Origin of the sequence: Algicola sagamiensis DSM 14643 (assembly GCF_000374485.1) — a bacterium.
GTDB lineage: Bacteria > Pseudomonadota > Gammaproteobacteria > Enterobacterales > Alteromonadaceae > Algicola > Algicola sagamiensis.
In genome coordinates this window covers 66,268-93,211 of sequence record NZ_KB894495.1, presented here as the reverse complement: position 1 = coordinate 93,211, position 26,944 = coordinate 66,268, and the positions used below count along the sequence as shown (strand labels likewise).

Below are 26,944 nucleotides of genomic sequence, written 5' to 3'. Positions count from 1 at the left end.
TATTTTTTAGCACTATTTTTGATCAATGACAACAAAATTGTATACATTTAATGAAAACAATATAAACAATTACCTGTTAAAAAATTAACATATTTGCTCTATAATTTTCATAAACACTTATATTTCAACAATGTAAAAGTGTGTAAATGCAGGTAAGTTAAATTTTGAAAAATTCACCCCGTTAACAAGACAGAAACATTGCATGCAATTAAGGTCGTACCTAGATTAGAAAAAGAAAACTATATTCTTTCATTTATTAATACTATTTCAGTAATTAAATAGGTACATATGTCAATAGGGTTAGTTTGCAAATACACAGACTGAAAATCTTCATTTCAGATCAAGCTGTTATCAATTTACTTTTTTAATATCAGGTGACACAGTTGAGTATTAAAGAGTGATTGATTCTCTTGAGGAGCAAGAGTCACAAATAAGGCTGATAAAGGATTAGATAAGCGATAAACGAACCAACGTGAGAATAAACAGACAAAAATAATGACTAAAAATTCACGCTCGTTTTTTTTGTCGCAGACGTTGTATTGAATGATGGAAAGACCAAAAAACTAGGTTTTTATAAATCAATGTGGTTACCGATGAAATATCAACAGATCTCTCATACTCACTCTTTGGGTATTCTTGATATCTCGGATGTGAATAATGCATCGCTAAGCTAATAAAGCTATGACTTCACTTTTTGCCTTTAAAATATGTTGTTTCAGCAAGAGCACAGCAAGATCAACCTGATGCTTCGCGGTATAATGGATCAGCATTGCATGCTCAGGCCCTGATTTTTCAATACCGCCCGCCAATACCAAATGCATTCGTACATATCGGTCACAATGCAGGTTGAGTGAATGAACAATTTCGAAAGTGTGTGACCAATTTGCAGCTTGATACAAGCTCATATGAAACTCTCGATTCAGGTCACTGATTTGAGTGATCTCTTTCTTTAATGCAATCGCACTATCCAGCTCTTGTAGGATAGAAGAAGCACGTCGCAGGTCGTCATCTGTTAAATGTGGAATAGAACGAGCAAATAACTCAGGCTCTAGAATTGCTCTTAAATCAAATAGTTCAGTTATCGTATCAATGGATAATGGGGTTGCCACCGCCCCTTTATGGGGTTCGAACTTAACCAGACCTTCTGTTTCAAGCTGTAACAGTGCCTCCCGAATAGGGATTCTACTAACTTGAAGTTGCTCAGCGAGCGTCGCTTGCCGAAGCGGCTCACCCGCATCCACCTCACCTGTAAGTATCATTTCCCTGATTTTCTCAAGGGCAAATTGGGTTCTTGTCGCAGCTTTTTTTTCCGGCATTATTTCCCCATCATGGTTTTAAAAGCCCATACCATCTATTTTGCTGATAATCAGGAATCAAACCAGTATTTTGTTTTGAATGTATCTATCTTTATTCTGATTTTTATGAGACGCTTTGTCACCTTATCATAACAAACACAGAGTTATCAAAATGTTAAATTTCACGGTGAGAGTTGGTACTTTATTCCTTGCCTTGTTCAGTCTAAATACACTCGCAAACACATCTGAACGTTCATCCGTCTTTATTCAAGCTTCTGAAGGCAGCTTTAATCATCAGGCTATCCAAAAACTCTATCGTGAAAAGCAAGCGACTTTACCGAAACTACAATTTAGCGGCACACCGTTAAGGACATTTGAAGCAGCAGCAGAATCAGACCTACCTGCGTTTGTCGCTATACACAATACGCTGATCCCTGGACACCTTGTGCAAGCATCAATCAAAGCCCTTCAATCTTATCGGGTTACAAAAGTGCATGCAGGTGTAATTTTACCGATTCAGATGTGTGTCCTTCGCCATCATCAGGCAATTTCAACAAAAGTACCATTAGAAAAAATCGCATCTCACCCTGCAGCTCTGAAGCAAATCACACAATGGAAAACAGCAAACCAAGTCAATGAAATCTCTGTTCCAAAAGGGACTGCGGAAGCTGCCAGGCAAGTTGCGAATCAAGAACTCCCACTACATTCAGCAGCAATTGGTTCTTGCTTGCTTGCAAAAATATACCCAGAACTTGTTGTTGTGGAAAAAGGGATCCAAGATAGCCAAAATAACCAGACAACGTTTGCGATGATGTCTGTCATGAAAAGAGACAATTCACTTTCCCAATCCGATGCAGCAAAAGAACTTGCGAATATTGTCAGCGCTGCTCAGCATGCACAAAAACAACGCGATCAAGCCAAAGCTCACACCAAAGGCGAATGATTAATCAAACTGCTTATTTTCATGGCAAATTAAACCAATTTATTACAAAGAGAATTTGAAACTAAGGCATTTTCCTTATTGCTATAGTTTTCAACATTTTATCTAATACGGCGTACAAAACAGTAACGTTGTAATGATCACGGATCCTCTAATTGCTTTGTTCATGCAACACATCATTATCCACGAACGACATTAGTAACCGTAGGAGATTTCATGTCTGATAAAATGACTGGAAAAGTCAAATTCTTCGATACCGTCAAAGGCTATGGCTTCATTGAGCTGGATGATCGCAACGAGGATATCTTCGTTCATCAAATGGATATTAAAATGGATGGTTATCGCAAGCTATATCAAGGACAGATTGTTGACTTCGACTTACTCGAAAGCCACAAAGGACTCCGTGCACAAAATGTATTACCTGTCACAACCGGGTTTGAGCATTTCATCAAGTAAATGAAGTCGAATGACGTTTCGACCTCGTCATCAACTTTCCCTAAAGCGCCATCACGCTAAACACACGTCGATTCGATCTAAGATTGAAACCATCAAACTGGCGCTTTTAGGGAGCATTCACCAGTAAGCTATATCACTGACTTTTCTTCCCTGACTTCTCCTGTGCCTTTATCTCATCCCACAACAGATCCATTTCCACTAAACTTGATTTTTCTGGCGAGGACCCCTTTGTAAAGAGTGCTGTCTCAACGCCACGAAAACGCCGCTCAAATTTTTGATTCGCTTTTCGTAGCGTCATTTCAGGGTCAAACTCTAATTTACGCGCAACATTCACCAACGCAAAAAACAGATCGCCTAATTCTTCTTCCAATTTTTGATGTCTGGTCGCGTCTGATTTATCCTCAAAATGGTTCAGCTCTTCCTGTACCTCTAAAATTTCTTCTTTAACCTTCTCTAGTGCTTCCTGTGGCTTCTCCCAGTCAAACCCGACTTGTGCACACCGTTTCTGTAATTTATACGACCGAGTCAGTGAAGGAAGGGCCTGTGGAATGTTATCTAAAACACTCTCCTGTATATTATTGGAAGCTTTAGCAGATCTTTCCCTCGCTTTTTCCTGCTCCCAATTCACCATCACCTCAGCTGCTGTCTCAAAGTTCTCCGACGAAAATACATGCGGATGTCGCCTGATCAATTTCTCAGAAATTGCTTCAACGACTGCATCAAATTCAAAGTGCCCTTCTTCCTTGGCAAGTTGGCTATAAAATACAACCTGAAATAGGAGATCACCTAACTCTTCTTTTAAATCTTGCATATCATGTCGCTCGATGGCATCTGCGACTTCATAAGCTTCTTCCAACGTAAAGGGGACAACTGTTTGAAAAGTCTGCTTGAGGTCCCAAGGACATCCGGTTTTTGGATCACGTAACTGACCCATGATCCACTTTAATTTATCGACTGGATTTTCGGAGGAGTTCACAACAAAAAGCTACCTATTTTCTTATTTTCGTTTGACTTCAGTGACATCTTCAATTTGAGAAAATTTACTTAATATACGATGCCAAGTTTCAACATTATGGATTTCCAAAACTAAATCTACATGAGCCAGTTCTTTCTTTTTGTCAGATAGACTGTTCATTTCAATGACACTGATTTTTTCGTTCGCCAAAATTGACGTGATATCACGTAATAACCCGCTTCTATCGTGCGCAGTTACTCGAACAGATAATGAATAACTCCCTTTTGCTTGCTCTGCCCATTGTACTTCAATGACACGTTCCGGGTATTCACTCTCTGATTGAAAGAGTTGTTCACAATCAACTCGATGGATGGCAATACCACGCCCTTGGGTAATATATCCACGGATCTCATCCCCTGGCACAGGCTGACAACACTTCGCCATGTGATGCATTAAATTACCAACACCATCAACAATCACGCCATCCTTTGGACGTTTTGCTTGTTTAGGACGCTGACGAAGTCGAGGGTCAATTTCAGGCTCTTCATCTTTACTTTGAAGGTTTTGTAAGAAGTTGAGCACCTGATTAATTCGGATATCACCGCTGCCGACTTGTGAGAGAAAGTCATCCATTGAGTTTGCATGAAAGCGCTCTATGGCTGCTTCAGAATCTTTTAGGGTCAAGTGTATCTTGGACAGTTCGCTTTCGAGGAGTTCTTTCCCAGCAGCAATATTCTTGTCTTTATCTTGTTGCTTAAACCAAGCCTGTATCTTAGATCGCGCACGAGAAGACTTAATAAAACCAGTATTGGGATTTAACCAATCTCGGCTAGGATTCGGCTCTTTTGTCGTCAGGATATCAATCTGATCGCCATTTTTTAACTCATAAGTAAAGGGGACGATCCGGCCTGAGATTTTTGCGCCAATACAGCGATGGCCCACATTTGAATGAATATAATAAGCAAAATCTAGTGGTGTCGACCCAGCTGGTAAATCAACAATATCACCCTTAGGAGTAAACACATACACACGATCTTCAAAAACCTGATGACGCAGCTCTTCTGCTAAATCTGCATCTTCTGAGACTTCTTCTTGCCATTGAAGTAGCTTTCTCAGCCAATTGATTTTTTCTTCGTAACTGCTTTTGCGTCCTGGAAGTGCGCCCTCTTTATACTTCCAATGTGCCGCCACGCCCAATTCCGCATCTTCATGCATCTGTTGAGTGCGAATTTGAACCTCAACCGTTTTACCTTCTGGCCCCATCACAACCGTATGAATAGACTGATAACCATTCTGTTTCGGGGTTGCAATATAATCATCGAACTCGCTTGCTAAATGATTCCAGTTGGTATGGATCACCCCAAGTGCCCCATAACAGTCCTGAATTTCAGACGCAATCACCCTGACAGCTCGGATATCAAAAAGCTGATCAAAGTCATAGTCTTTCTTCTTCATCTTGCGCCAGATGCTGTAGATATGCTTCGGGCGTCCATCCACTTCTGCGTGAACTTCTTCTGCCTTCAGTAAAGTTTGGATCCGTTGAACAAAGTCGAGCATATACTGCTCACGGTCGAGTCGTTTATCTTCAAGCTGTTTTGCGATTGCTTTATAAGTCTCTGGGTGTAAGTAACGAAAGGAAAGATCTTCAAGTTCCCACTTTAATTGACCAATGCCAAGTCGGTTTGCCAAAGGTGCAAATACATTTGCAGACTCTTTCGCTGCGAGGACTTTGATTTCTTCACATTCATTTTTCACCAAACGGAGATAACAGATGCGTTCTGCCAGCTTAATTACAACAGCACGAACATCTTCGACCATGGCAAGTAGCATGTGTCGAAGTTTGTCAATTTGAGAAGCCGAGCGGCGGGCATCATGGCACTGTTGAATGGTGCGGATCGCATCCATCTGCTCAACATTTAGGGTCAAAAGAGAGATATGCTCGCCAAAGATTTCATGGATGTCTGGGCAGGTAATCAGCTCTGCATCATATACTGGAAAAATAAGTGCAGTAATTAACGCATCCAAGTCCATATTCAACTCAGAGAGAATATCAACCATTTCTCGGCCTTTGCATAAGGCAAGCTGATCCTCACATCGCTCTGACAAAGCTTTATCCACATCCATCAATGCAGCTTTCTTATCGGCTGGTAATGGGAGAGAATCAAGCCAAGCATGGATGTCTTGATACTGCAAAGCTACTTGATGTGTTGGACGAACCGATACCATGATAACTCTTCTTACACCTTAAGGACTTTTATCCTAAATTCTCTTTTTCAAACAACACCATTGTTTCTATATGTGATGTGTGCGGGAACATATCAATGATCCCAAGCTTTTTTATTCGATATTTTTTATTGATGAAGCTCGTGACATCACGTGCAAGTGTTTGTGGATTACAGGATACATACAGTATATGAGGAATTTTCCCCTCACTTAAAATTTCACAAGCTAACTGTGCACCTGCTCTCGCAGGATCAAGCAGCACTTTCGTGATATCTGTCATTTCGTTATACCACTTGGCTTTGCGAAAATCTTCAAATAAGTTGTCATGATAAAAAGAAACATTTGATAATTGATTCAAACCCGCATTTTTTGATGCTTTTTCAACCATTTCTGGCATTCCTTCAACAGCAATCACTCGTTTTGCACTTTTTGCTAATGGAAGTGAGAAGTTTCCAACCCCACTAAATAAATCCAAGATTTGATCGTCTGCATTGGGTTGAAGCCAATCTAATGCCTGGGTAACCATCTTTTGATTTACCAGTTCATTGACTTGAATAAAGTCCGAAGATTCAAAGAACAATATGATCCCTTGATCAGGTAGTATATAACTCAGTTGCAGTACACTATTGGGGTCATTCCAACAAGTCAGTCGATTCTCATTATCCAATCCCCATAGCTCGATATCATGTTGTTTTGCTGATTCATTGATGGTGGCTTTATCTTCAAAAGAAACCGTATCCGTATGCCGCAAAATAAGCACCGCACGATCAGCATGGATCATCTCTACGTGGGTTAGTGCAGACCGCACCTTCGTGTGACCCAATGTTTCTGCAAGCCATAGTGGCAGATCCTGAAATGGTTTTACAAGAACACCACAACGCTTGATTGGCGAAATCTTTTTCTCCCCAATAGCCCGAAAGCCAACATGATAGGAGCGACTCGCTTTATCATACCAAACACCAAGCCGAGCTCGCCGACGATAGGACAACTCATTCGAGCGGAGAGGATCTTGCCATGGAAGCTCATCGTTAATTTTCAAAACATGTTTCAAAAGGCTGTCGATTGCAGTCTGCTTCTCATTTACCTGCATATCTGCTGATAAATACTGAGTCTGGCATCCCCCACAAGATTCATTATGTGGACACCAAGGCTCTATGCGAGATTCACTTCGTTGAACCCATTTTTTGACTTTGCCTTGCACTGCCCCCTTTTTTAGAGGAACTTCAACTTGAACGACTTCACTGGGAAGTACCCCGGTGAGGAAAACAGTCTGCTTTTGAAAGCGGGCAATTCCCTGTAACTCATGGTCCAACTTTTCGACGGTTAGAGTCAGGTGCTTTTTCTTCTTTTGCTTTGATTTTTCAGGATTAAAAAACGTTGCCATAAGTAACTAATAAAGGAACCTTAGTAGGATTTTCCGCGAACATGTGCCATGATTGGGAAGTTTCACGAGTAATATGGATATCAGAACAAATAATGACCAAAATTGGCCTGCGTGACTGGGTTTTACTTCTCACCGTACTGCCTACGATCATCATCGGTTGCGTCTTAGGTGTTTATTTCACCGCAACACGCTTTCAAGAATTATCAGCGGTCCTAGAGGAACGCGGTACCAGCATTATAGAACCTATTGCCATTGCAAGTGAATATGCAATGCAAAATAGAGATAGAGAAATGCTGACCGCATTGCTCAATAGCGCACACTTAAAACACGCTACACTCGTGAAAACTATTGCAATTTTTACGCCTGATCACCAGTTATACCTGACTTCAAATATTCATCGCGAGATGAATCAATTACGCTTAAAGCCTGGTATTCCAATTAGTGAAAGCACTGTGATTGATACAACGAGTAAGTACCTCTTTGTACGAACACCAATCACAACGAAGTCCGATCCCAAGTACAATGCAAAATATGGCAATAATCAAAATACACTAGTTTTAGGTTATCTTGTCCTCCAGCTCAGTCGAGATCAAGCGATTGTACAACAGCAAACAGCCCTAATCATGAGCGTCCTCATCGTACTCACTGGGATTGCAGCGAGCACGCTGTTCACTTTCCGACTCATTAATAAAGTGACACACCCAGTCTCATCAATGGTCAGCGCCGTTGATCGGATCCGCGAAGGAAAACTCGACACACGTATTGGCGGGATTCTCATCGGGGAATTGGATTTACTGAAAAACGGCATTAACGCCATGGCCAAAGCTCTGAATAATTACCATGAAGAGATGCAAAGCAACATTGATCAGGCCACCAGCGACCTACGAGAGACACTTGAACAAATCGAGATCCAAAACGTTGAACTAGACATGGCAAAACGCCGCGCACAAGAAGCAAACCGAGTGAAGTCCGAGTTTCTTGCAAATATGTCCCACGAACTTCGCACACCACTCAATGGGGTCATTGGTTTTACCCGTCAATTACTCAAAACTGCGCTGGATACCAACCAAAGAGACTATTTGGAAACCATTGAAAAATCAGCGAATAGTCTTTTAGCAATCATCAACGACATTCTAGATTTCTCAAAACTCGAAGCTGGGCGTATGGTCCTTGAAAACATTCCATTCCCACTCCGCGACACAATTGATGAAGTCGCGATGCTCCTCGCACCATCGGCTTATGATAAACGTCTTGAGTTTTCTCTACGGATCTCTCCTGATACACCTGATGACCTCATTGGTGACCCCACCCGAATCAAACAGATCCTCATCAACTTGATTGGCAACGCAATTAAGTTCACAAATAAAGGTAGTGTCACCGTTGATATTTCATTACTGAATACGAATAATGATTCCATTCAGCTAAAAGTCGTCGTCATGGATACCGGTATTGGCATTCCAAAAGACCAACAAGATTCTATTTTTGCTGTCTTTGGGCAAGGTGACTCCAGTATTACGCGTCGTTATGGAGGTACAGGCCTAGGGCTTGTGATCTCACAAAAGCTATCAGAAGCGATGAGTGGCAACATCGGATTCCAAAGTGAAGAAGCAAAAGGATCAACTTTCTGGTTCACCATTATGTGCCGGAAAAACCCGATTGCGATTTCTCCTTGTATGCCAATTCAAAGCTTAAAAGACAAAAGAGTGTTTTATTTGGAGCCGGATCGCCATAGCCGTATGGCAACATTGGAGCTTCTTCAAAGCTGGGGCATGCAAGTTACTGTGTGCGAAAGCACGATGAAGATGAACAAACTCAATCACGACTCTTTCGACATCGCCATTATGGGTTATCGCGTCTCTCCAAATGTGATATCTGGCATTAAGCATGATATCCAGTTGATGCAGACCTACGCAGAAAGTATCTACCTACTTGTGAATACTGTTTCACCCAACTTACGAGAAGCCATTATCGGCTCTGGTGCCAAAGGATGCCTAAATAAACCATTAAGCCAACGTAAGTTCGCCATGATGTTGTCACAGCAATACCATGCTCGTCGCATTGATGAACGTGAAATTGAAACCACGCAACTCTTGCCAGATAGCAGCCTCCGTGTTCTCGCAGTCGATGATAATGATGCAAACTTAAAACTCATTACCACATTACTGAAAGAGCAGGTCGCCAGTATTGAAACGGCTTCCAATGGTGAAGAAGCTTTGCTGGTGTGCCAAAACCAGGTCTTTGATCTGATTTTCATGGATATTCAAATGCCTGTCATGGACGGGATCACCGCCTGTGAGAAAATTCTTGAATCTTCCTTGAATGAAACAACACCGATGATTGCAGTCACCGCCCATGCGCTCGCTGGTGAAAAGGAACGTTTATTAGAGTGCGGCTTTGCCGACTATCTGACCAAGCCAATAGATGAAGAGATGCTGCACCAATCGATTATTGAATATGGTGGTCCAAAATCTAGGCAAGCAGCGCTTCCTGGCCCTACAGAAAAACAAAAAGCGTCACATGAACTCATTGAGCTTCCAAAGCATCCTCTCGTAGATTGGGAGCTGGCACTCCAGCGCGCTGGTGATAAAAATGAACTCGCGACCGAAATGCTTTGTATGCTCATTGACAGCCTACCTGAAAGCTTAAGTTTGATTGAAACTGCGATAGAAAACAACGACAACGCAGCCATTTTAAGTCATATCCATAAGTTACATGGGGCCTGTTGTTACACCGGTGTACCAACACTGAAGCAAATATCAGAACATATTGAAACTTCCATGAAGAAAGGCGCTCAAATTAACGATATTGAACCTGAATTATTTGAGCTGCAAGATTTGGCGACCCAACTGATCCAAGACGCAAAAGACTGGTCATTCAAAAAACATGAAGCTGACCATGACAACGGTATAGAACAGGACAGTATTTCCCAAGCCTCTGTAGAATAAAGGAAGTTTTATGATCCATACGTTGGCGATCAGCCACTATCGCTCTCTATTGAATCTGGTGATCCCGCTTGGACAACTCAACTTGATCACTGGTCCAAATGGTTGTGGTAAGTCAAATCTTTATCGTGCACTACGCCTGTTAGCAGAAACTGCACAAGGCGGTGTCGTCAATGCGCTTGCCCATGAAGGTGGTTTAAATTCAACTTTTTGGGCTGGCCCTGAAAATATCACTCATCAAATGAAGACTGGAGCGCACACAGTTGAAGGACTTGTACGCCAAAAAGCACAACGTCTCAGACTTGGATTTGCCAGTGATGAATTCAGCTATGCAATATCACTTGGGTTACCTAAGCCTTCAAGTTCCGCATTTTCCAATGATCCTGAAATTAAAAGAGAAAGTATTTTTTTCGGCGATAACTATCGCCCAGCCAGCTCATTGATTGAACGCGAAAACGCCATTGTAAAGAACCGAGAAGATCGACAATGGGGTATGCTCTCGACCCAAATGCCACTGTATGAAAGTATATTTAGCCAAATCTCAGATCCAGTGAAAACACCAGAAGTCGTTACGCTGCGGGAGTTTATTCGTGGTTGGCGATTTTACGATCACTTCAGGACAGATACAGATGCCCCAGCGAGACAATCACATGTTGGTACCCGAACCCCTATTCTCAGCCATGATGGCCATGATCTTGCGGCAGCATTAAGAACGATTGTTGAAATTGGTGATGATCACGCATTAAAAGCAGCAATTGAGGATGCATTTCCCGGGGCAAAACTTGAAGTTTTCTTTGATAACACAGGACGATTTTCTCTTGGCTTTTTTCAGTATGGACTACTACGCCCGCTATCAGCGAAAGAACTCTCCGATGGAACACTTCGTTACTTACTTTGGATCGCCGCCCTCCTCACGCCCCGGCCTCCACCGCTGATGGTCTTAAATGAACCAGAAACCAGCCTTCATCCAGATTTATTACCTGCTTTGGGACGCCTTATCGTCCATGCATCAAAACAAACACAAGTGTGGGTTGTCTCACATGCGCCCAGGCTGATCGAAGCTTTGCGCCAATCGCCTGCTTGCCACGAAATTGTCCTAGAAAAGGAGCTGGGACAAACACAAATGGTTGGGCAAACACTTTTAGATACACCACTTTGGCGTTGGCCAGATCAAGCCAAATAGATTTGTATATTCAACTTAGTCAAGCCTACGTTGTGAAATCTAGGGACATTGGATTCAACACCATAGAAAGTTGAATACGAATATTGTATTTGCTGTATGCCTGTTTCAGTTAAACTTTGGTTTTCCCTTTGGGTTTGCAATCAACAATGTTTGGACATCTTCAACCGACATAGGGCGGCTATAGAAATATCCTTGGTGCAAGACATCTTCGCCAAATTGATGTAACCATTGTTTCTGCGACTCGGTTTCGACACCTTCAGCAATAATTGTAAGCTTCATTGAATGCGCTAAATTGATAATTGTTTCAACCGTCGTACATGTTTGTTCATGATGTGGGATCCCATCTAAAAAGCTCTTATCAATTTTCAAAGCACTGACAGGTAAAAGGCTTAAATGTTTAAATGACGCATATCCTGAACCGAAGTCATCAATATAAATTGGGATCCTTAACTTCTTCAATTGTTCCAAAGATTGCTGACAACGGTCAGTATCTTCCACGAGTGTACTCTCAGTTAATTCAATACGGATCTTCTGTATAGGCAGGCTCAATTGCTCCATGGCATGGAGTAAATTATCGGTAAATTCACTGTATCGGAGCTGTTTGACGGACACATTAATCGAAATATAGCCATCAAATCCATAATCTTTTCGCCATTTATAGAGATCAAATATCGCTTGATCTCGAACCCAGTTCCCAATGTCCGAAATCAACCCACATTGCTCAGCGATATCAATACATTCTTGTGTATTGACCTGCCACTCATTCTCCCAACGGAGTAGTGCTTCGAACCCTTCTAAAAAGCCATCTTGATTAACAATCGGTTGATACATCAAAATGAAGCTATTTTCACTGAGTGCAACATTGAGCGCATTTCTGATCAACTCTTTGCGTGTTAACACTTCATGAAACGTATCTGCATAAATGCAATAACGCTTCCTCCCCTCTTTTTTCGCCGTATTCAATGCAACGTCCGCGCATCGCAATAGTTCGTCACCCGTTTTTGCACAGTGGGGGTACGTTGCAATACCGATACTCACGGTTAAGTAAAGGGGTGTATCCAATACCAAATAGGGTACAGACATATCTTGAATTATCTTGTTGGCAAGATCTGTCGCATCAAATGTTTTTTGATTAGCACTCATCAAAATCACAAACTCATCACTTCCTAATCTTGCGACCGTTGCACTTGAGTTACTGATTGCTTTTAAGCGCTCAGCAACAATTCCAAGTAATTGATCGCCAATTTCGTATCCGTAGGTATCATTAATCGATTTAAAATGATCGATGCCAATCATCAACAATGAAACAGGTGCATCATTTTCTTCCGCACAGATGACCGCCTGATTCAGCAATGAAATAAATGCTTTTCGATTATACAGCCCTGTGAGAGGATCATATTCTGAGAGTCTTCTTAAATGCTCTCTGGTGGAACTTTCATGGTGAATATCTCTTAGGATCCAGGAGAACAGACGCTGGCCATACCAGTCCTCAAGAGCATGAATAGAAACATAAACGGGGACACTATCATTTTCATACAGCTTAAGCAGAATACTGCCTGACCAACTCGCACCATGTTTCAATCTTGGCAAAACTTCCTGTGTCATAAATAATGATTGGTTTTTGGGGATAAAAGATTCAAGTGAAATCGTGGTATCGCGATGCTGTGCAACCCCAACTAATACCTCTTCAGCAAAAGGGTTTGTATATGTAATTGACAGTTCATCATCTGTAAAGATGACAATTTCAGGTATTGTATTAATCACAGCAGCCTGAAGGTCTTTTTGATATTCAAGTGCCTTGCTAATCGAGATATCACGTAAGAAAAGCATGTATTGTTCTTCTTCTCCGACGGCATATGAACTCATTCTCACTTCAACCATTAACTCCCTTCCTTGCTTCGTCCGTCCCGTTCCATCAATGGTTAAGTGGTTCAGCTCTTTTCCATATAGCGGCGTCATTCTCTCAATAAATGTTCTCACTTTTGTCTTCTTCATCATTGGAAGAATACAGCTGATATGGGTCCCAAGTAGTTCTTCAAGCTCAAAGCCAAAAACATCCACTACTTCTCGATTCGCTTTTAATATTTGGCTATCCCGATTGAGTAGCAATACACATGTATCCATTGTGTCTAATACAACATCAATATTGGGTTCCGTTATTTGACTCTGGTTCGCCTGAAAAAATGTTAATGAAAAAAAGTATCGATTTAGTTTTTGTTGCAATAACGTGGAACCAGTGACCATGCATGGCTCTTCAGTTGAGTCCATGATCAACATGGAAGCGTTTGGATAACACATCAGGAATTCGGTAGTATCACAGAGCCCGGGAAAATGTTTTTCCATAATCACAAATCTATCCGTGTTTGTTTGCAAGTATACTTCCAACTCATCTAGGTCTCTGCAATGTTGGATATTCACTTGCCAACCATGAATTGATGGGAAGGATTGAGTAACTTGATCGATGAGTGCCAGATCTTCACTGAACACCGTAAAGTTTAGATCCTGCTCCATAGCAACAACTTAACTCATGAAATAGTTTGATTATAGCTAAATGATAAAAATGTACCTTTTTTCTGACAAAAAAGCTTAAAACCCACTCTTTATGTATAAAAAAAGACAAACAACAGAATAAAATGTTAATGTTTAATATAAAATAAACATTTGAGTATAAATAACAACCAGTTATGAAAACTAAAACGCCTGAACTCGCTAATAAAAAGGCGTATAATTGAAAACAAAATAAGCCACAATTGAAAATAAATGTAAATTTTTTCTCAAATTGTTATTGAAATATTAACCGAGTTGGTTAAAATGACACCTCACTGAAGTCTAGGCCCTATTAAAAATGGCTAGTACCAAATTAAGTGGTATGGAGAGGTTATGATGAAGCCAACTATTTTAACATTATCTTTACTCGCAGCATTGAGCACGACAGCACAAGCGGGTAACTTATGGGAAGTCAGCCAAGTTGCAGAAAGAGCTGCAGCATCCCACAACCCTCGTGTTTCGGGCGGTACAACTTTCTACGTTGATCCTGCGCAATTAAAAGCAAGCATTGCATCTCAAGATGAGCTTTTTGAAATTCCACTCCCAAATGGTGATACTCTCGAGCTACGTTTAGTCGAAGATTCCGTCATGGAGCCAAAGCTCGCAGCGCGCTATCCAGAATTGAAAACTTTTATCGGTGTTGATAAAACCGGTAAACGCCTTGGTCGATTTGACTATACTCCACGTGGTTTTCACGGTATGTTCCGCTATCAAGGCCAAACGATTTATGTTGATCCAGTAAAAGATAACAACTCTGCTTATCTTGTATATACTCGTTCAAACGTTGTTGTTCCTGAGGGAGTAACTGAAGGCGAGATCATCGGTGAAGCACATCATGAAGAAGTTGCACGTCGCATGGAAAGAACGGGTGCGCGTAAACAAACCGCACGTCGTACTTTGAAAATTGCTTTCTCAGCAGACAGCAAATACTCCAGCTATTTTGGTGGAACAAAAGCTGGTGTTATGGCCGCATTCGTCACGATGACAAACCGTTTGAATGAAGTCTATGAAACAGATTTGAACGTGACCCTTCAGCTCATTGATGAATCAAGAAATACAATCTTCTTGAATCAGTCATCTGACCCATTCTATGGCGTTGAAGATGTTCTCAGCAAGAATATCGATGTTCAATCACGTTATATCGGTAATAGTAAGTTTGATGTTGGTCACTACGTGACACGAGGTAGCGGTGGTGTTGCTTACCTTGGTTCTGTCTGTACCAACAGTAAAGCTGGTGGTATGACAGGTTCACGTATTCCTGACACCGATGCATTCTGGATCGACTATGTTGCTCACGAAGTCGGTCACCAGTTTGGTGGACCACATACATTTAACGGTCAGTTAAGCAGCTGTGGTGGCCGCAACCGTTCTAGCCGAAGCAGCTATGAGCCAGGGAGTGGAACAACCATTATGGGTTATGCTGGTATCTGTAGTTCTCAAAACGTACAGAGAAATTCTGATGCATACTTCCACAGCCGCTCTATCGACTTCATGCAAGCGCACCTAAGTCGTTACCCTAACTGTGGTACAACGCAAACACAGAACAATACGGCACCGACAGTAAATGCTGGTAAAGACTATACTGTTCCAGCGAATACACCATTATTGCTGACAGGCTCTGGTTCTGATGCTGAGCAAAGCCGCATTTCTTATACTTGGGAACAAGTTGACCTTGGTTCTGCTGAGAATACAAAATCAGATACACACAATGGTCGCCGTTATGACGGGCCTCTATTCCGTTCATTCAAGCCAAAATCATCACCAACGCGTTACTTACCGCAGTTGTCTGATATCTTGAATGACAGTGAAACATTCGGTGAAGTACTTCCAAAAGTATCTCGTAACATGAACTTCCGTTTGACAGCACGTGATAACATCGGTGGTGTTTCATACGATGAAATGCGTATCAAAGTCGAAAATACTGGCCGTGCATTTGCTGTCACATCAAACCTACGTGGTACATTGGCTGGTGGTTCATCACAAACAGTCACATGGGATGTTGCAGGAACAAATAGTTCACCAATCTACTGTTCAAATGTTGATATTCATCTATTTGATAAAAACGGTGCGGGTCAATCCTATGTTGTCGCACAAGGTACTGCGAACGATGGACGTGAAACCGTGAAGCTCCCGAATGAAGCGATTAACAGTGCACGTTTCCGTATCAAGTGTAGCGATAACATCTTCCTTGCATTCTCTGACAACAACATCAATGTCACGAAAAGTGCAAACGAAGATGACGACGGCAATGATATCAGAGATGGTTCTGATGATATCGGCCTAGGAACTGGTGGTGGTCACGAAAATGAAGCACCAAGAATCGTCGGATTTAACGCTCCAAGAGCCTATGAAGATCAAAGCTTCACGCTTCGTCTTGGTCAACATGTTGAAGTAGAAGATCCAGATAGCACCAACATTACTTTGCAAGTACTAAGTGGGACAAACTACACGGTTTCTCGTAATGTGGTTCGCCCGAAGTCTAACTTTAGTGGCGATCTCAGAGTAAACTTCAAGGTTCATGATGGTGAAAAATCTAGCCAGACACGTTCTGGGCGAGTTTATGTTCACCCGCAAAATGATGCGCCAGTCATCACGAAGACAACTTCTGTCAGTGTTTATGCAGAACAAGCATTCACATTGAAACTCGGTCAACATGTCACAGCAACAGACGTGGATCATGATGCCCAGAAAGAACTGAAGCTTCGTATCCAGCCTGGCTCTCGTTACTCTGCTGCTGGCTCAACGTTCACAGTGAATAAAGGTGTCATCGGCCGAATCAATCTTCCAGTGTATGTTGAAGATACGAATGGCGCGAAGAGTCAGACAAGAAACATTACTGTCAATGTAAAAACACGTGCGGTTCAAACGAATACAGCACCATATGTAACATCGACCTCTTCATTCTCTATGCCTTATGGCTATGGTGTGAAACTTAGATTAAACCGTCATATCTTCGCATATGACAAAGAGTCTGGTACAGAAAACCTAGAGCTGAAGATCGTAGAGTGGGGTAATAACTACGAAATCATCGATGGCTATGTATTCCCGAAAAGAGCTGGTTCAATCCTAGTTGCCTTCCGCGTCAGCGATGGCCAGAAAGACAGCCACCTATATGGAATGCGTCTCTATGTTTACCATAACAACCCTGTATGGACGAACAGATATGAGAAAGCACAGCTGTTAACAGGAACTACCTCAGACGAGCAGCTAAGCATCGAAAATACAAGTGCATTGCCAGGAGTGGACTTCCCAGCAGACATCAGCAACGACTTCCGTCAGCTTGATAACACTGGCGACTCAGATGTCAGCACTGGAGGCTCAGATGCGACAGATGGAAGTAACTCAGATGCAACGGCAACACCAGATACAGCATCAGGAAACACAGGTGCAGAGAACACGAAAAAGGATGATGATAGCGGTTCAATGTTCTGGTTACTTGGCTTAGTGCCTGGACTGATGGTCCGTCGCAAAAAGGCTTAATCGCCCAATCTCAAAAAAGCTCCGAATCTTCGGAGCTTTTTTTTGTCTTTTCCAAAGCTGAAAAGTCACATAGAATTCCCGCCAAATCCAAGACAATCGTATACTATTAAGAAAAAAAGAACCCGGAGTTCACAGTGGAAGCTGAACTATTTGAAATTCAAAAGTTTCTCTCCAAACATCCACCATTTGATGATTTACCAAAGGATGCATTGGATCTGATCACCCAGCATATTGAAATCAGCTATTACCGTGCTGGCAGCCCTGTGATAAAGATTGGAGACCATTTACAAGATTTATTTGTGATCCGTAGCGGTGTTGTGGAAGTTTATCGTCGTAAAGGAGAACTATACAATCGACTCGACACTGGAGATATTTTTGGTCAGATGGGTTTACTCACAAATAACAAAGTCATATTTCCAGCGACTGCCACAGAAGATACGCTCCTTTATTGTATTCCTGATCACGTCTTTCAAATTATGTATGAACGTCATGACGCCTTTGCTGATTTTGTTGAGCTGGAAGATAATGCTCGACTACGCCAAACAGTTTCCCTAAGCAATGAGCAAAATGATCTCACGACGTCGAAGATCAAAACGCTGTTACAAAATGAAGCCCCCGTCATCCACAAGTCAGAAACGATACGCAACGCAGCCATCAAAATGGATGAAGAAAATGTCTCAGCGCTACTGGTGTTGGATCTGGATCAACCCGCACACGAAGATGAAGAAATCTCACCACTGATTGGAATCGTCACCGATAGGGACCTGTGTACCCGTGTTGTTGCCAAAGGACTTGACCCTAATCATGATATTGCCAGTGTTATGAGTACAGAAGTGATCTCACTTGATCACAATGCTTATGTCTATGAAGCGATGATCACAATGCTGCGATACAACACACACCACCTGCCCATCCTCAAAGATAAAGCACCGATAGGGATCATAGAAGCAACAGATATTGTTCGTTATGAGTCACAAAACTCCCTTCTACTGGTCAGTAGCATTTATCAACAACAATCAATAGAAGATCTTGTGCTCCTTGCGAAACAAGTGAAAGATAGCTTTGTTCGACTCGTGAACGAGGACGCAAATGCACATATGGTGGGCAGCGCCATGTCCGTCATAGGACGAAGTTTCAAGCAAAGATTACTTGAATTGGCAGAAGAAAAACTTGGCCCCCCACCTGTACCCTATTGCTTCTTAGCATTGGGGTCCATGGGGCGTGATGAACAACTCATTGTCACTGATCAGGATAACGCCCTCATTTTAGATAATCATTTCGACAAAAAGAAACATGATGCCTACTTCGCACAACTCGCTGCTTTCGTGTGCAATGGCCTGGATCAGTGTGGTTATACCTATTGTACCGGGGACATTATGGCTACTAATCCAATTTGGCGAATGACTCAAAAAGAATGGGAGGACTGTTTTGCGGATTGGATTGATGATCCGAATCCAAAAGCATTACTCAATGCATCGATTTTCTTTGATCTCGATGGTATTTTCGGCCGATTAAAATGGGCAGAGCAACTCAATAGCTTTATTGTTCGTCGAGCACGCAGAAATAATCGGTTTTTGGCCTGCTTAGCAAGAAATGCGTTAAATAGAACACCACCATTAGGCTTTTTTAAAAATTTCGTGATGGAGAAAGACGGCCAGCATAACAACTCCATCAATTTAAAACGCCGAGGGACCGCGCCTTTAGTAGATCTGATCCGTGTCCATGCACTCGCGATTGGTTCTCATTCGAGAAACTCTTTCGAACGTTTAGATGATATTATTGATGCTGGCATTTTGCCGAAGGGGAAAGCACAAGATCTCAAGGATGCATTGGAGTTTATTTCAATGGTTCGGATCCGACATCAAGCGATTGATGTGCAAAATGAAATTGATCCGGATAATAATATCGAGCCCGAGAATCTCTCTGACTTTGAACGCAGAAACTTAAAAGATGCCTTTCAAATCCTCAGCAACGGGCAAAATTTTCTGAAATACCGCTATCAGGCGAGTAACCAGTTTAAGTAATTGTCTTATTTTTGAAAGTAATTGTTATGTTGAATCGTTTAGAAAAAGCAATGGATTGGGAGCGCATTTTTCGTGCAAAGAAGGAAGACTCACACCACAGCCTGTTAGCATCATTTTACGCTAAAGGATTACCCAATAAGGATACACTAATTGAAGATATTGAGTTTCTTGCCATGGACTTTGAAACCACAGGGCTTGATCCGGCCAAGGACGATATCATTTCCATTGGTATTGTCCCTTTTCAACTCAATCGGGTTTATTTAAACCAATCCTTCCAATGGACCATATCACCACGGAAACAGTTGAATGAGTCTTCAGTTGTCATTCATGGGATCACCCATAGTGATTTAGAAAAAGCACCTGATATGTCGGAAATTATTGATGCATTGTTGAGTCGTATGGCTGGAAAAGTGATCGTCGTTCATTACAATCCAATTGAACGGGAATTTCTTGATAAGGCAATCAAAGAACGCATTGGTGAGGGGATCGTTTTTCCTGTGATTGATACCATGTATCTAGAAAACTTGATCCGAAAGCGCTTTAGAAACCGCTTGCTAGACTGGCTCTTCGGTGGCTCAACCGAGTCCGTCCGTTTGGGACAGAGCCGCGAGAGGTATGGGTTACCAACATATACACCGCATCATGCGCTTACGGATGCGATAGCAACGGCAGAGCTGCTTCAAGCACAAATGGCCTACCACTTTGATCCCAAAAGCCCTATTAAGGACTTTTGGATCTAGAACCTGTTTATCTTTCGTAAATCCATATTCGTCAATGATAAGCAGGTCCGAAAATTATAATTTTTCTGTCCGCATTCCAAGCAGCAAACTCACACACATCAGCAACAGAACAATCGTAAATGGTAACGCTGTAGAAATTGCGCCAGCCTGAAGTGCCTGAATAGCTTCCGTTCCACCAATCCAAAGAAGTGCTGCGGCAATAGCACCCTCTATCACAGCCCAAAATACGCGTTGTAGCGTTGGCGCATCCGACTTCCCACCTGCGGTAATGCTATCAATGACTAAAGAGCCTGAGTCAGAAGACGTGATAAAGAACACTAAGACAAGTACAACGGCAATCACAGACAACAATGCCCCCATAGGCAAGACATCAAACATTTGGAACATGGTGAGTGAGACCTCCGTGATCCCTTTCGCACCAATTTCTCCGACTTTATCTACCGCCTGTTCAATTGCCAGCCCACCAAATACAGACATCCAAATCAGTGTAACCAATGTTGGGATAAGTAATACAGCAACGATGAATTCACGTACCGTGCGCCCTTTTGAAATACGCGCAATAAACATCCCCACAAACGGAGACCATGAGATCCACCATGCCCAGTAAAAGACGGTCCAACCTTGGAACCAGGCCTCGTCCCCACGACCATGTGGATTACTGAGAGGAATAATATTCTCAAGATACGCCATCAAAGTTGTCGGAATTGCACTCAGGGTTGTTGAAAAACTAAGAACAGCGACGATGAGTAGTAGCGAAAATGCAACGATCATATTGATGTTACTCAATACTTTGACACCACCTTCAATCCCTCTAGCAACAGAAACGATGGCAATCATAGTCACTGCAACGATGATGATGATTTGCATCCCAAGTCCCGATTCGATCCCAAAAATATGCTGGATCCCACTGGCAGCTTGCTGCGCCCCCAAGCCAAGTGATGTTGCAAGACCAAACAATGTTGCCAGAACAGCTAGAATATCAACGATATGACCTGCCCAGCCCCATGCCCGATCACCAAGGATCGGATAGAAAATAGAGCGAATGGAAAGCGGTAGTCCTTTGTTATAACTGAAAAAAGCAAGCGACAGTGCAACAATCGCATAAATCGCCCAAGGGTGTAGGCCCCAATGGAACATCGTTGCGCCCATCGCCATCTTCGCGGCTTCCGGGCTATGCGCTTCAACACCCAGTGGTGTCTTATACCAACCAGTGAAGTAGGCAACTGGCTCTGCAACACTCCAAAACATCAGCCCAATCCCCATACCTGCTGCAAAGAGCATTGCCAACCAGGAAATAAAGGAATGATCAGCAGTTGCGCTTTCTCCACCAAGTCGAATTTTACCAAATGGAGAAACGATCAGAGCCAGACAAAAAATCACAAAGATATTTCCTGACCAGATAAATAGCCAATCAAACATTCCTATGATTTTCCACTTGAGACCATCGAGAAGTGACTTTGCAGCAGCGGCATCTGTGACCAATGCAGCAATTAAAAATAGTGCGATTAATCCAGCACTGACCCCAAAGACTGGATTATGAACATCAAATCCCCACTTTTGAACATTATCTTGACCGACCACGTAATCGGTACTTTCGATGCTATATTTATCAATACCTTTTGTCATTTATCCTCTCTTGATTCTGTTTTTAGTACGAACACAAATGACCTTTCTCGTTTAAAAGCTCAATTAGTTTGAACACATCGTAATAAAGCGCGATTGATTTTCCAATCAATTCTATAGAATCCAATACCATTTGCCAACAAATGAATAAAAATAAGGCAATTCTTTTTCAATTGATGAATTTTATCCACTCATGGATTCGTATGAAAGCAACCACTAACTTCAAAATTAATTCGTAGACGAATATTTTGTACTAAAAAGCTAAGTCATTCTCTATTCTTAGTGCTCATGAAACCGTTGATGAAGGTATTCATACATGTCCCTCTTTCATTAATTGATGAAATACGCTATCTTCGCGCAATTCACGCTGTTACTTTTTTCTGTTAAATAGGTCATCACTTTGGAAAAGCACGAAGAAGTTCTCATGTCGATCCGCCAGATCATCAGAGCGATTGATTTACATTCAAAAAAACTCAGTAAGGAGTCTGGACTCACCGGGCCTCAGCTTATTTTGATGCGTTCTATCAGGGAGCTAGGTGATGTTACGATCAAAGAGTTATCGAATAAAACCAATATGAGCCAAGCGACTGCTACAGCAATCTTGGATAGACTCGAACGGAACGGTTATGTTATCCGTGTTCGCAGCACAACCGATAAGCGAAAAGTGCATGCACAACTGACTGAGGAAGGTCGCCATTTGCTTGCAAAGGCCCCATTACCGCTCCAGCAAAGTTTTATTAATAAATTTCAAAAACTGGAAGAGTGGGAACAAAGTCTACTGCTTTCTTCTGTTCAGCGCATTTCAGCGATGATGAATGCGGAAGATATTGATGTAGCGCCTATGCTGGAAATAGGTAGCATTACAAATGCGGAATAGGTAAAAATGAAATCATTACTCCTTGCGATTTTAATCTTAGGTGGGGTTTATTTTTATATGAATCAAGTGCCTTCAACGCCTCTGGCTTCAGTGCCACAGTCTGAGGAAGATGCTATTTCTAAGAAAGAACTTTACCCTCAGGTGATCCAGTTCACAGAAGAGCAGTGTCGCTCTGCGCAGGATGAATCCGCATGTATGATGACTTTTTCCAGAATGAGAAGTATGTGCGAAGGGACAATATTTTTGAAGCAAGTTCGTTTTTCAAGAAGTCAGATTGAGCAAATCAAACATCGATTTGCTCAATGTGCAATTAAAGCGCATTTGAACTAGTGGTCAGATCAAATTAATCGATAAATATCGTGAATTTTGAAATCATTTAGCGCCAGTTTTTAGCATATTCCAGTACTTTTGGTAGATTTGAATTACATCACCAACATCGTCTTGAAACTCGCCCCGCTCAATATCTTCTTTTGAAGGATTAATGATTGGACTGTTTTTGACTTTATTACTGAGCAATGCACGCCCTGCAAGATTTGGTGTCGCATAGCCTGTATGTTCCATACATTTCTTCGCAGAAGTCGCTTTGAGCATAAAGTTGATGAAGGCATGGGCCGCTTTCACATTGCTTGCATTTTTTGGAATAACAAAGCTATCGACCCAAAAGATCGCGCCTTCTTTCGGATAAATATAATGAAGGTGCTTTGTTTCTTCTTTTGCCATCCACGCTTCTCCATTCCAGATCATCCCGATATTTGTATCACCAGCCAAGTACGGCATCCGTGGCGCATCGGAATTGAATGCTTGGACATTTGGCATCAACGTTTTTAATAGTTCATACGCTTCTTTGATTTCCTTTTCATTACGGGTATTACCGCTGTAACCTTTGATGGCCAGCGCAATTTGGAATACTTCCCGAACATCATCCGTCAGTAAAACATCACCTGCAAATTTTTGATTCCAAAGATCAGACCATGATGTGATACTTTTCGGATCAATTTCTTCCCCATTGACTGCAATACCCGTACTTCCCCACAGGTATGGAATACTATATTGGTTATTCGGATCGTAAGGTTTATTGAGAAGGTTCGTATCCAAATTTTTCAGGTTTGGAATCAGTGTTTTATCAACAGGATGAAGCATGCCCTCTTTACGCATCTTCGAAACAAAATATGCTGATGGGACAACAACATCATAGCCTGATGATTTCATCAGCTTGAGTTTTGCATACATGCTTTCATTACTTTCATATGTGGAATACTCCACATCAATGCCTGTTTCTTTCTCAAACTGTGCAACAAGTCCATCTGGAATGTATTGGGACCAGTTATAAACAACAACTTTTTGATTAGCGAAGACGGATGTGGAAAAGGCAAGTGCTGCCAATCCAAGCAGAACGATGGGTCTCATCATCTTTTTCCTTTTTTTAAAATCATCTGCGAGAGAATAACGAAAGTCAGCGAGCCAAGCAGGATCAACACAGAAAGTGCGTTTACCTCTGGTGAAACACCAACTTTAACCAATGAAAAAACTTTTAACGGTAAGATCTCAAACGACGGTCCCGTTACAAATGTACTTACAATGACATCATCTAACGACAGGGTAAAGGCGAGTAACCAGCCTGAAATAATCGCAGGTGAGAGTAATGGAAGGAGTACCTTTCGGATCATTAATCCATCTGAAGCCCCAAGATCTTTTGCAGCTGCAAGTAAGTTGGGATCCATATCTCGTAATCGAGCAAAGACAGTGACCACAACAAATGGTAGACAGAAAGTAATATGTGCGATCAACAATGACCAGAATCCAAGGGAGATACCAAGCAATAGAAACAAACTTAAAAATGCAATTGCAATGACAATATCTGGTGCCACCAGCATGACAAACAGACTGCCAGTCATTAAGGATTTTCCACGAAATTTGTAGCGGTACAATGCAATTGCAGCCAAAGTTCCAATAACACAAGCGAATGTTGCTGCACAAGCAGCGACAATAATCGAATGCCAAGCAGCAGTTAACAGTGCATCATTATCAAAGAGGCGCTCATACCATTTCCAGCTAAATCCGCGCCATTTGATCCCATATTTGGATGTATTGAATGAATTTGCGGTCAATACGATAATCGGCAAGTAGAGATATAAAAAAACAGCACCAAAAAAGAGGCTTTTTCCGAGTTTAAACATCAAACTCTCCTCGCTTCTGAACATGTTGTGCCGCTTTGTAATAGATAAATAACATGCCAGCCATCAACACAATCAAACTGATGCTCATTGCAGCCCCATATGGCCAGTTTTGTGTGGATAAAAACTCGGTTTTAATCAAGTTGCCAAGAAGAAGGTTTTTTGCCCCGCCTAATAGGTCCGAAATATAAAACATGCCCATCGCGGGTAAAAATACAGCCAAGCATCCCGCAAGAATGCCAGGCATCGAGAGTGGGATCACAATATACCACATACGTTGCAGACCATTTGCACCCAGATCACGTGCAGCTGACAGTAAGTTTTTATCCAGTTTTTCTAGTGAGGCATAAAGCGGCAGGATCATAAATGGCAATAACACGTAAACAAGTCCAAATATGACTGCAAATTCAGAATAAAGTAGTTTGAGCGGTTTATCGATCACCCCGATGAATAAGAGCGTACTATTCACCAGCCCTTTTTTTCCAAGAATAAACTTAATCGCATAGGCTCGAACGAGAGAATTCGTCCAGAATGGGACGATTGTTAAAAACAGTAACCAACCTCGAACTTTGCTGGAAAACTGACAGAGCCAATAAGAAAATGGAAATGCGATGGTTAAACAAATTATCATTGCTTTGAAAGACATCTCAAAACTATGCAGAAATACTCGCCAAAATAACGGATCGAACACTTGATGATAAGCTGCTGTTGAAAACTGCAAATGAAAGAAACCTTGCGGATCGTTTTCCAAAAAGCTCGTAATCAAAACCAATACATTTGGAACAGCAATAAACAGCCCTAACCAACTACCAACGATTGCAATAGCAATAACAGCGAAAAATCCTTTAACCTTCATATGGCAAAACAACCTCCCAGCCATGCACCCAATCGATAGATACTTTTTGATCGATGGCGTAGTCGAAATCTGGGTCATCTTCATTGAAGAATTCACTTGCCAATAGTTGATTACCATTTTCCAATGTGATCACTGAATCTAACGTTTTCCCTTTATAATTTCGCTCGGTGATATGGCCGACAAAACCTGTTTCTTTGGTCGTATCCGGCACTTCCTGTAGCCGCAAGTCTTCTGGACGTAGTAACACATGAATCTGGTCACCAACAGCAAAATCGTGTGTCGACTCAATCTGGCATTGCTGCCCCATGAGTTCCGCAATATAAATACGGGCTTGTTTTCGTTCCAGGATCACCCCATCGAACTGGTTCATTTCACCAATAAATCCCGCAGAAAAAAGACTGTTCGGTGTCTCGTATATTTCTCTCGGTGAACCAATTTGCTGAATCTGCCCTTCGCGCATCAACAAGATCCGATCAGACATTGACAGTGCTTCTTCTTGATCATGGGTGACATAAACAAAAGTGATCCCAAGCTTTCGCTGCAATTGCTTGAGTTCAATTTGCATCTCTTGTCGAAGCTTGTAATCCAGCGCACTCAGTGATTCATCTAAAAGTAGGAGCTTTGGTCGGTTGACCACTGCACGTGCTATCGCAACTCGCTGCTGTTGACCACCAGAAAGTTCTGCCGGTTTTCGAGAAGCTAAGTGAGATAGTCGAACAATGTCCAGTGCTTCCAAAACACGTGATTTGATTTCTTGTTTTGGAACACCCTTCACCTTCAATCCGAAGGCGACATTGTCAGCTACAGTCATATGGGGGAATAACGCATAACTTTGAAAAACAGTATTGATAGGACGTTTTTCCGCGGCAAGATGGGTAATGTCTTCCTGATCCAAGATTAATCGCCCCTCTTCTGGATGTTCCAGGCCAGAGATCAATTTTAGAATGGTACTCTTACCGCAGCCAGAAGGCCCTAGAATCGTGAAGAACTCACCCGCATGGATCGTAAAAGACAGATCCTGAACCACTACTTTATCCTGATAAACTTTAGAAATCCCCTCCAAGGAAATTAAGACACCTTGCCCCACGAATATGACCTCAAAGAATTACACCGAACGGACTATTTTCTCACGCATCAATCCAATTGAAAAGTTGAGATTCAACCCGACTACAAATTTGAGCAGGTTTTCGTTAGACTGCTCACATCACAGTTGACCTATAATGGCTAACTGATAACAGCGATTAC

19 protein-coding genes are annotated in these 26,944 nt (G+C 42.0%); 9 read left to right on the top strand and 10 right to left on the bottom strand.

The window, feature by feature from the left end:
- Positions 1-665 precede the first annotated feature (665 nt).
- Positions 666-1,316: a GntR family transcriptional regulator gene (locus tag C505_RS0109545; RefSeq protein WP_018692384.1), complete on the bottom strand. Its 651-nt coding sequence runs from the start codon at positions 1,314-1,316 to the stop codon at positions 666-668.
- Positions 1,317-1,467: 151 nt separating this feature from the next.
- Between C505_RS0109545 and C505_RS21950 the strand changes: the two genes are divergently transcribed.
- Together C505_RS21950 and C505_RS0109535 are read left to right on the top strand one after the other, a co-directional pair.
- Positions 1,468-2,238 carry a prephenate dehydratase domain-containing protein gene (locus C505_RS21950; protein WP_018692383.1) on the top strand — a complete coding sequence of 257 codons (771 nt, stop codon included), beginning with the start codon at positions 1,468-1,470 and terminating at the stop codon, positions 2,236-2,238.
- Positions 2,239-2,451: 213 nt separating this feature from the next.
- Positions 2,452-2,691 carry a cold shock domain-containing protein gene (locus C505_RS0109535; RefSeq protein WP_018692382.1) on the top strand — a complete coding sequence of 80 codons (240 nt, stop codon included), beginning with the start codon at positions 2,452-2,454 and terminating at the stop codon, positions 2,689-2,691.
- 133 nt (positions 2,692-2,824) lie between these two features.
- Here the strand turns inward: C505_RS0109535 and mazG are convergent, their stop codons facing one another.
- The 3 genes from mazG to rlmD are packed head-to-tail and all read right to left on the bottom strand — an operon-like array spanning position 2,825 to position 7,253.
- Complete coding sequence (gene mazG, locus C505_RS0109530) at positions 2,825-3,667, bottom strand: nucleoside triphosphate pyrophosphohydrolase (RefSeq protein ID WP_026317860.1); 843 nt, start codon at positions 3,665-3,667, stop codon at positions 2,825-2,827.
- 21 nt (positions 3,668-3,688) lie between these two features.
- On the bottom strand, positions 3,689-5,872 hold the full coding sequence (gene relA / locus C505_RS0109525) for a GTP diphosphokinase (protein WP_018692380.1): 2,184 nt from the start codon (positions 5,870-5,872) through the stop codon (positions 3,689-3,691).
- A 28-nt stretch (positions 5,873-5,900) separates the two neighbouring features.
- Complete coding sequence (gene rlmD / locus C505_RS0109520; RefSeq protein ID WP_018692379.1) at positions 5,901-7,253, bottom strand: 23S rRNA (uracil(1939)-C(5))-methyltransferase RlmD; 1,353 nt, start codon at positions 7,251-7,253, stop codon at positions 5,901-5,903.
- A gap of 92 nt (positions 7,254-7,345) precedes the next feature.
- On the opposite strand from rlmD, the gene barA reads away from it, so the two are divergent.
- Both barA and C505_RS0109510 read left to right on the top strand, forming a co-directional pair.
- On the top strand, positions 7,346-10,198 hold the full coding sequence (gene barA, locus C505_RS21945; RefSeq protein ID WP_018692378.1) for a two-component sensor histidine kinase BarA: 2,853 nt from the start codon (positions 7,346-7,348) through the stop codon (positions 10,196-10,198).
- Positions 10,199-10,208: 10 nt separating this feature from the next.
- Entirely contained in the window at positions 10,209-11,378 is a 1,170-nt protein-coding gene (locus tag C505_RS0109510; RefSeq protein WP_018692377.1) for an AAA family ATPase, read from the top strand.
- Between the two features lie 105 nt (positions 11,379-11,483).
- Here the strand turns inward: C505_RS0109510 and C505_RS0109505 are convergent, their stop codons facing one another.
- Entirely contained in the window at positions 11,484-13,889 is a 2,406-nt protein-coding gene (locus C505_RS0109505; protein WP_018692376.1) for a putative bifunctional diguanylate cyclase/phosphodiesterase, read from the bottom strand.
- Positions 13,890-14,261: 372 nt separating this feature from the next.
- On the opposite strand from C505_RS0109505, the gene C505_RS23615 reads away from it, so the two are divergent.
- From C505_RS23615 to C505_RS0109490, 3 genes are all read left to right on the top strand, one after another.
- A complete protein-coding gene (locus C505_RS23615) occupies positions 14,262-17,405 on the top strand; it encodes a reprolysin-like metallopeptidase (protein ID WP_211215068.1) in 3,144 nt (1,047 codons plus the stop codon).
- Between the two features lie 134 nt (positions 17,406-17,539).
- Positions 17,540-19,429: a DUF294 nucleotidyltransferase-like domain-containing protein gene (locus C505_RS0109495; protein ID WP_018692374.1), complete on the top strand. Its 1,890-nt coding sequence runs from the start codon at positions 17,540-17,542 to the stop codon at positions 19,427-19,429.
- 26 nt (positions 19,430-19,455) lie between these two features.
- Positions 19,456-20,169, top strand: a complete 714-nt coding sequence (locus C505_RS0109490; RefSeq protein ID WP_018692373.1) for a 3'-5' exonuclease — start codon at positions 19,456-19,458, stop codon at positions 20,167-20,169.
- Positions 20,170-20,223: 54 nt separating this feature from the next.
- Here C505_RS0109490 and C505_RS0109485 read toward each other — a convergent pair whose 3' ends face one another.
- Positions 20,224-21,795: a BCCT family transporter gene (locus C505_RS0109485; protein ID WP_018692372.1), complete on the bottom strand. Its 1,572-nt coding sequence runs from the start codon at positions 21,793-21,795 to the stop codon at positions 20,224-20,226.
- Between the two features lie 397 nt (positions 21,796-22,192).
- On the opposite strand from C505_RS0109485, the gene C505_RS0109480 reads away from it, so the two are divergent.
- Positions 22,193-22,669 carry a MarR family winged helix-turn-helix transcriptional regulator gene (locus C505_RS0109480; RefSeq protein WP_026317858.1) on the top strand — a complete coding sequence of 159 codons (477 nt, stop codon included), beginning with the start codon at positions 22,193-22,195 and terminating at the stop codon, positions 22,667-22,669.
- A gap of 6 nt (positions 22,670-22,675) precedes the next feature.
- The gene (locus C505_RS0109475; protein ID WP_018692370.1) at positions 22,676-22,999 is read left to right on the top strand and encodes a hypothetical protein; all 324 of its coding nucleotides are present in this window, start codon (positions 22,676-22,678) and stop codon (positions 22,997-22,999) included.
- 42 nt (positions 23,000-23,041) lie between these two features.
- Here C505_RS0109475 and C505_RS0109470 read toward each other — a convergent pair whose 3' ends face one another.
- Genes C505_RS0109470 through potA form a run of 4 tightly spaced genes read right to left on the bottom strand, consistent with a single transcriptional unit; the run spans position 23,042 to position 26,786 of the window.
- Positions 23,042-24,076, bottom strand: a complete 1,035-nt coding sequence (locus tag C505_RS0109470) for an extracellular solute-binding protein (protein WP_018692369.1) — start codon at positions 24,074-24,076, stop codon at positions 23,042-23,044.
- The gene (gene potC / locus C505_RS0109465; protein ID WP_018692368.1) at positions 24,076-24,846 is read right to left on the bottom strand and encodes a spermidine/putrescine ABC transporter permease PotC; all 771 of its coding nucleotides are present in this window, start codon (positions 24,844-24,846) and stop codon (positions 24,076-24,078) included. Before potC ends, C505_RS0109470 begins: the two co-directional genes overlap by 1 nt.
- A complete protein-coding gene (gene potB, locus C505_RS0109460) occupies positions 24,839-25,699 on the bottom strand; it encodes a spermidine/putrescine ABC transporter permease PotB (RefSeq protein WP_018692367.1) in 861 nt (286 codons plus the stop codon). The genes potC and potB overlap by 8 nt, the downstream gene beginning before the upstream one ends.
- Positions 25,689-26,786, bottom strand: coding sequence for a spermidine/putrescine ABC transporter ATP-binding protein PotA (gene potA, locus C505_RS0109455; protein ID WP_018692366.1), 1,098 nt, complete (start codon positions 26,784-26,786; stop codon positions 25,689-25,691). Before potA ends, potB begins: the two co-directional genes overlap by 11 nt.
- Positions 26,787-26,944 lie beyond the last annotated feature (158 nt).

What these genes read in the sequence shown, in the direction of transcription:
- barA (WP_018692378.1), top strand. Translation starts at nt 7,346, where the DNA reads ATGACCAAAATTGGCCTGCGTGACTGGGTTTTACTTCTCACCGTACTG.
- C505_RS0109475 (WP_018692370.1), top strand. Translation starts at nt 22,676, where the DNA reads ATGAAATCATTACTCCTTGCGATTTTAATCTTAGGTGGGGTTTATTTT.
- relA (WP_018692380.1), bottom strand. Translation starts at nt 5,872, where the DNA reads ATGGTATCGGTTCGTCCAACACATCAAGTAGCTTTGCAGTATCAAGAC.
- C505_RS0109535 (WP_018692382.1), top strand. Translation starts at nt 2,452, where the DNA reads ATGTCTGATAAAATGACTGGAAAAGTCAAATTCTTCGATACCGTCAAA.
- C505_RS0109510 (WP_018692377.1), top strand. Translation starts at nt 10,209, where the DNA reads ATGATCCATACGTTGGCGATCAGCCACTATCGCTCTCTATTGAATCTG.
- rlmD (WP_018692379.1), bottom strand. Translation starts at nt 7,253, where the DNA reads ATGGCAACGTTTTTTAATCCTGAAAAATCAAAGCAAAAGAAGAAAAAG.
- C505_RS21950 (WP_018692383.1), top strand. Translation starts at nt 1,468, where the DNA reads ATGTTAAATTTCACGGTGAGAGTTGGTACTTTATTCCTTGCCTTGTTC.
- potB (WP_018692367.1), bottom strand. Translation starts at nt 25,699, where the DNA reads ATGAAGGTTAAAGGATTTTTCGCTGTTATTGCTATTGCAATCGTTGGT.
- C505_RS0109545 (WP_018692384.1), bottom strand. Translation starts at nt 1,316, where the DNA reads ATGCCGGAAAAAAAAGCTGCGACAAGAACCCAATTTGCCCTTGAGAAA.
- potC (WP_018692368.1), bottom strand. Translation starts at nt 24,846, where the DNA reads ATGTTTAAACTCGGAAAAAGCCTCTTTTTTGGTGCTGTTTTTTTATAT.
- C505_RS0109485 (WP_018692372.1), bottom strand. Translation starts at nt 21,795, where the DNA reads ATGACAAAAGGTATTGATAAATATAGCATCGAAAGTACCGATTACGTG.
- C505_RS0109470 (WP_018692369.1), bottom strand. Translation starts at nt 24,076, where the DNA reads ATGAGACCCATCGTTCTGCTTGGATTGGCAGCACTTGCCTTTTCCACA.
- C505_RS0109490 (WP_018692373.1), top strand. Translation starts at nt 19,456, where the DNA reads ATGTTGAATCGTTTAGAAAAAGCAATGGATTGGGAGCGCATTTTTCGT.
- C505_RS23615 (WP_211215068.1), top strand. Translation starts at nt 14,262, where the DNA reads ATGAAGCCAACTATTTTAACATTATCTTTACTCGCAGCATTGAGCACG.
- C505_RS0109505 (WP_018692376.1), bottom strand. Translation starts at nt 13,889, where the DNA reads ATGGAGCAGGATCTAAACTTTACGGTGTTCAGTGAAGATCTGGCACTC.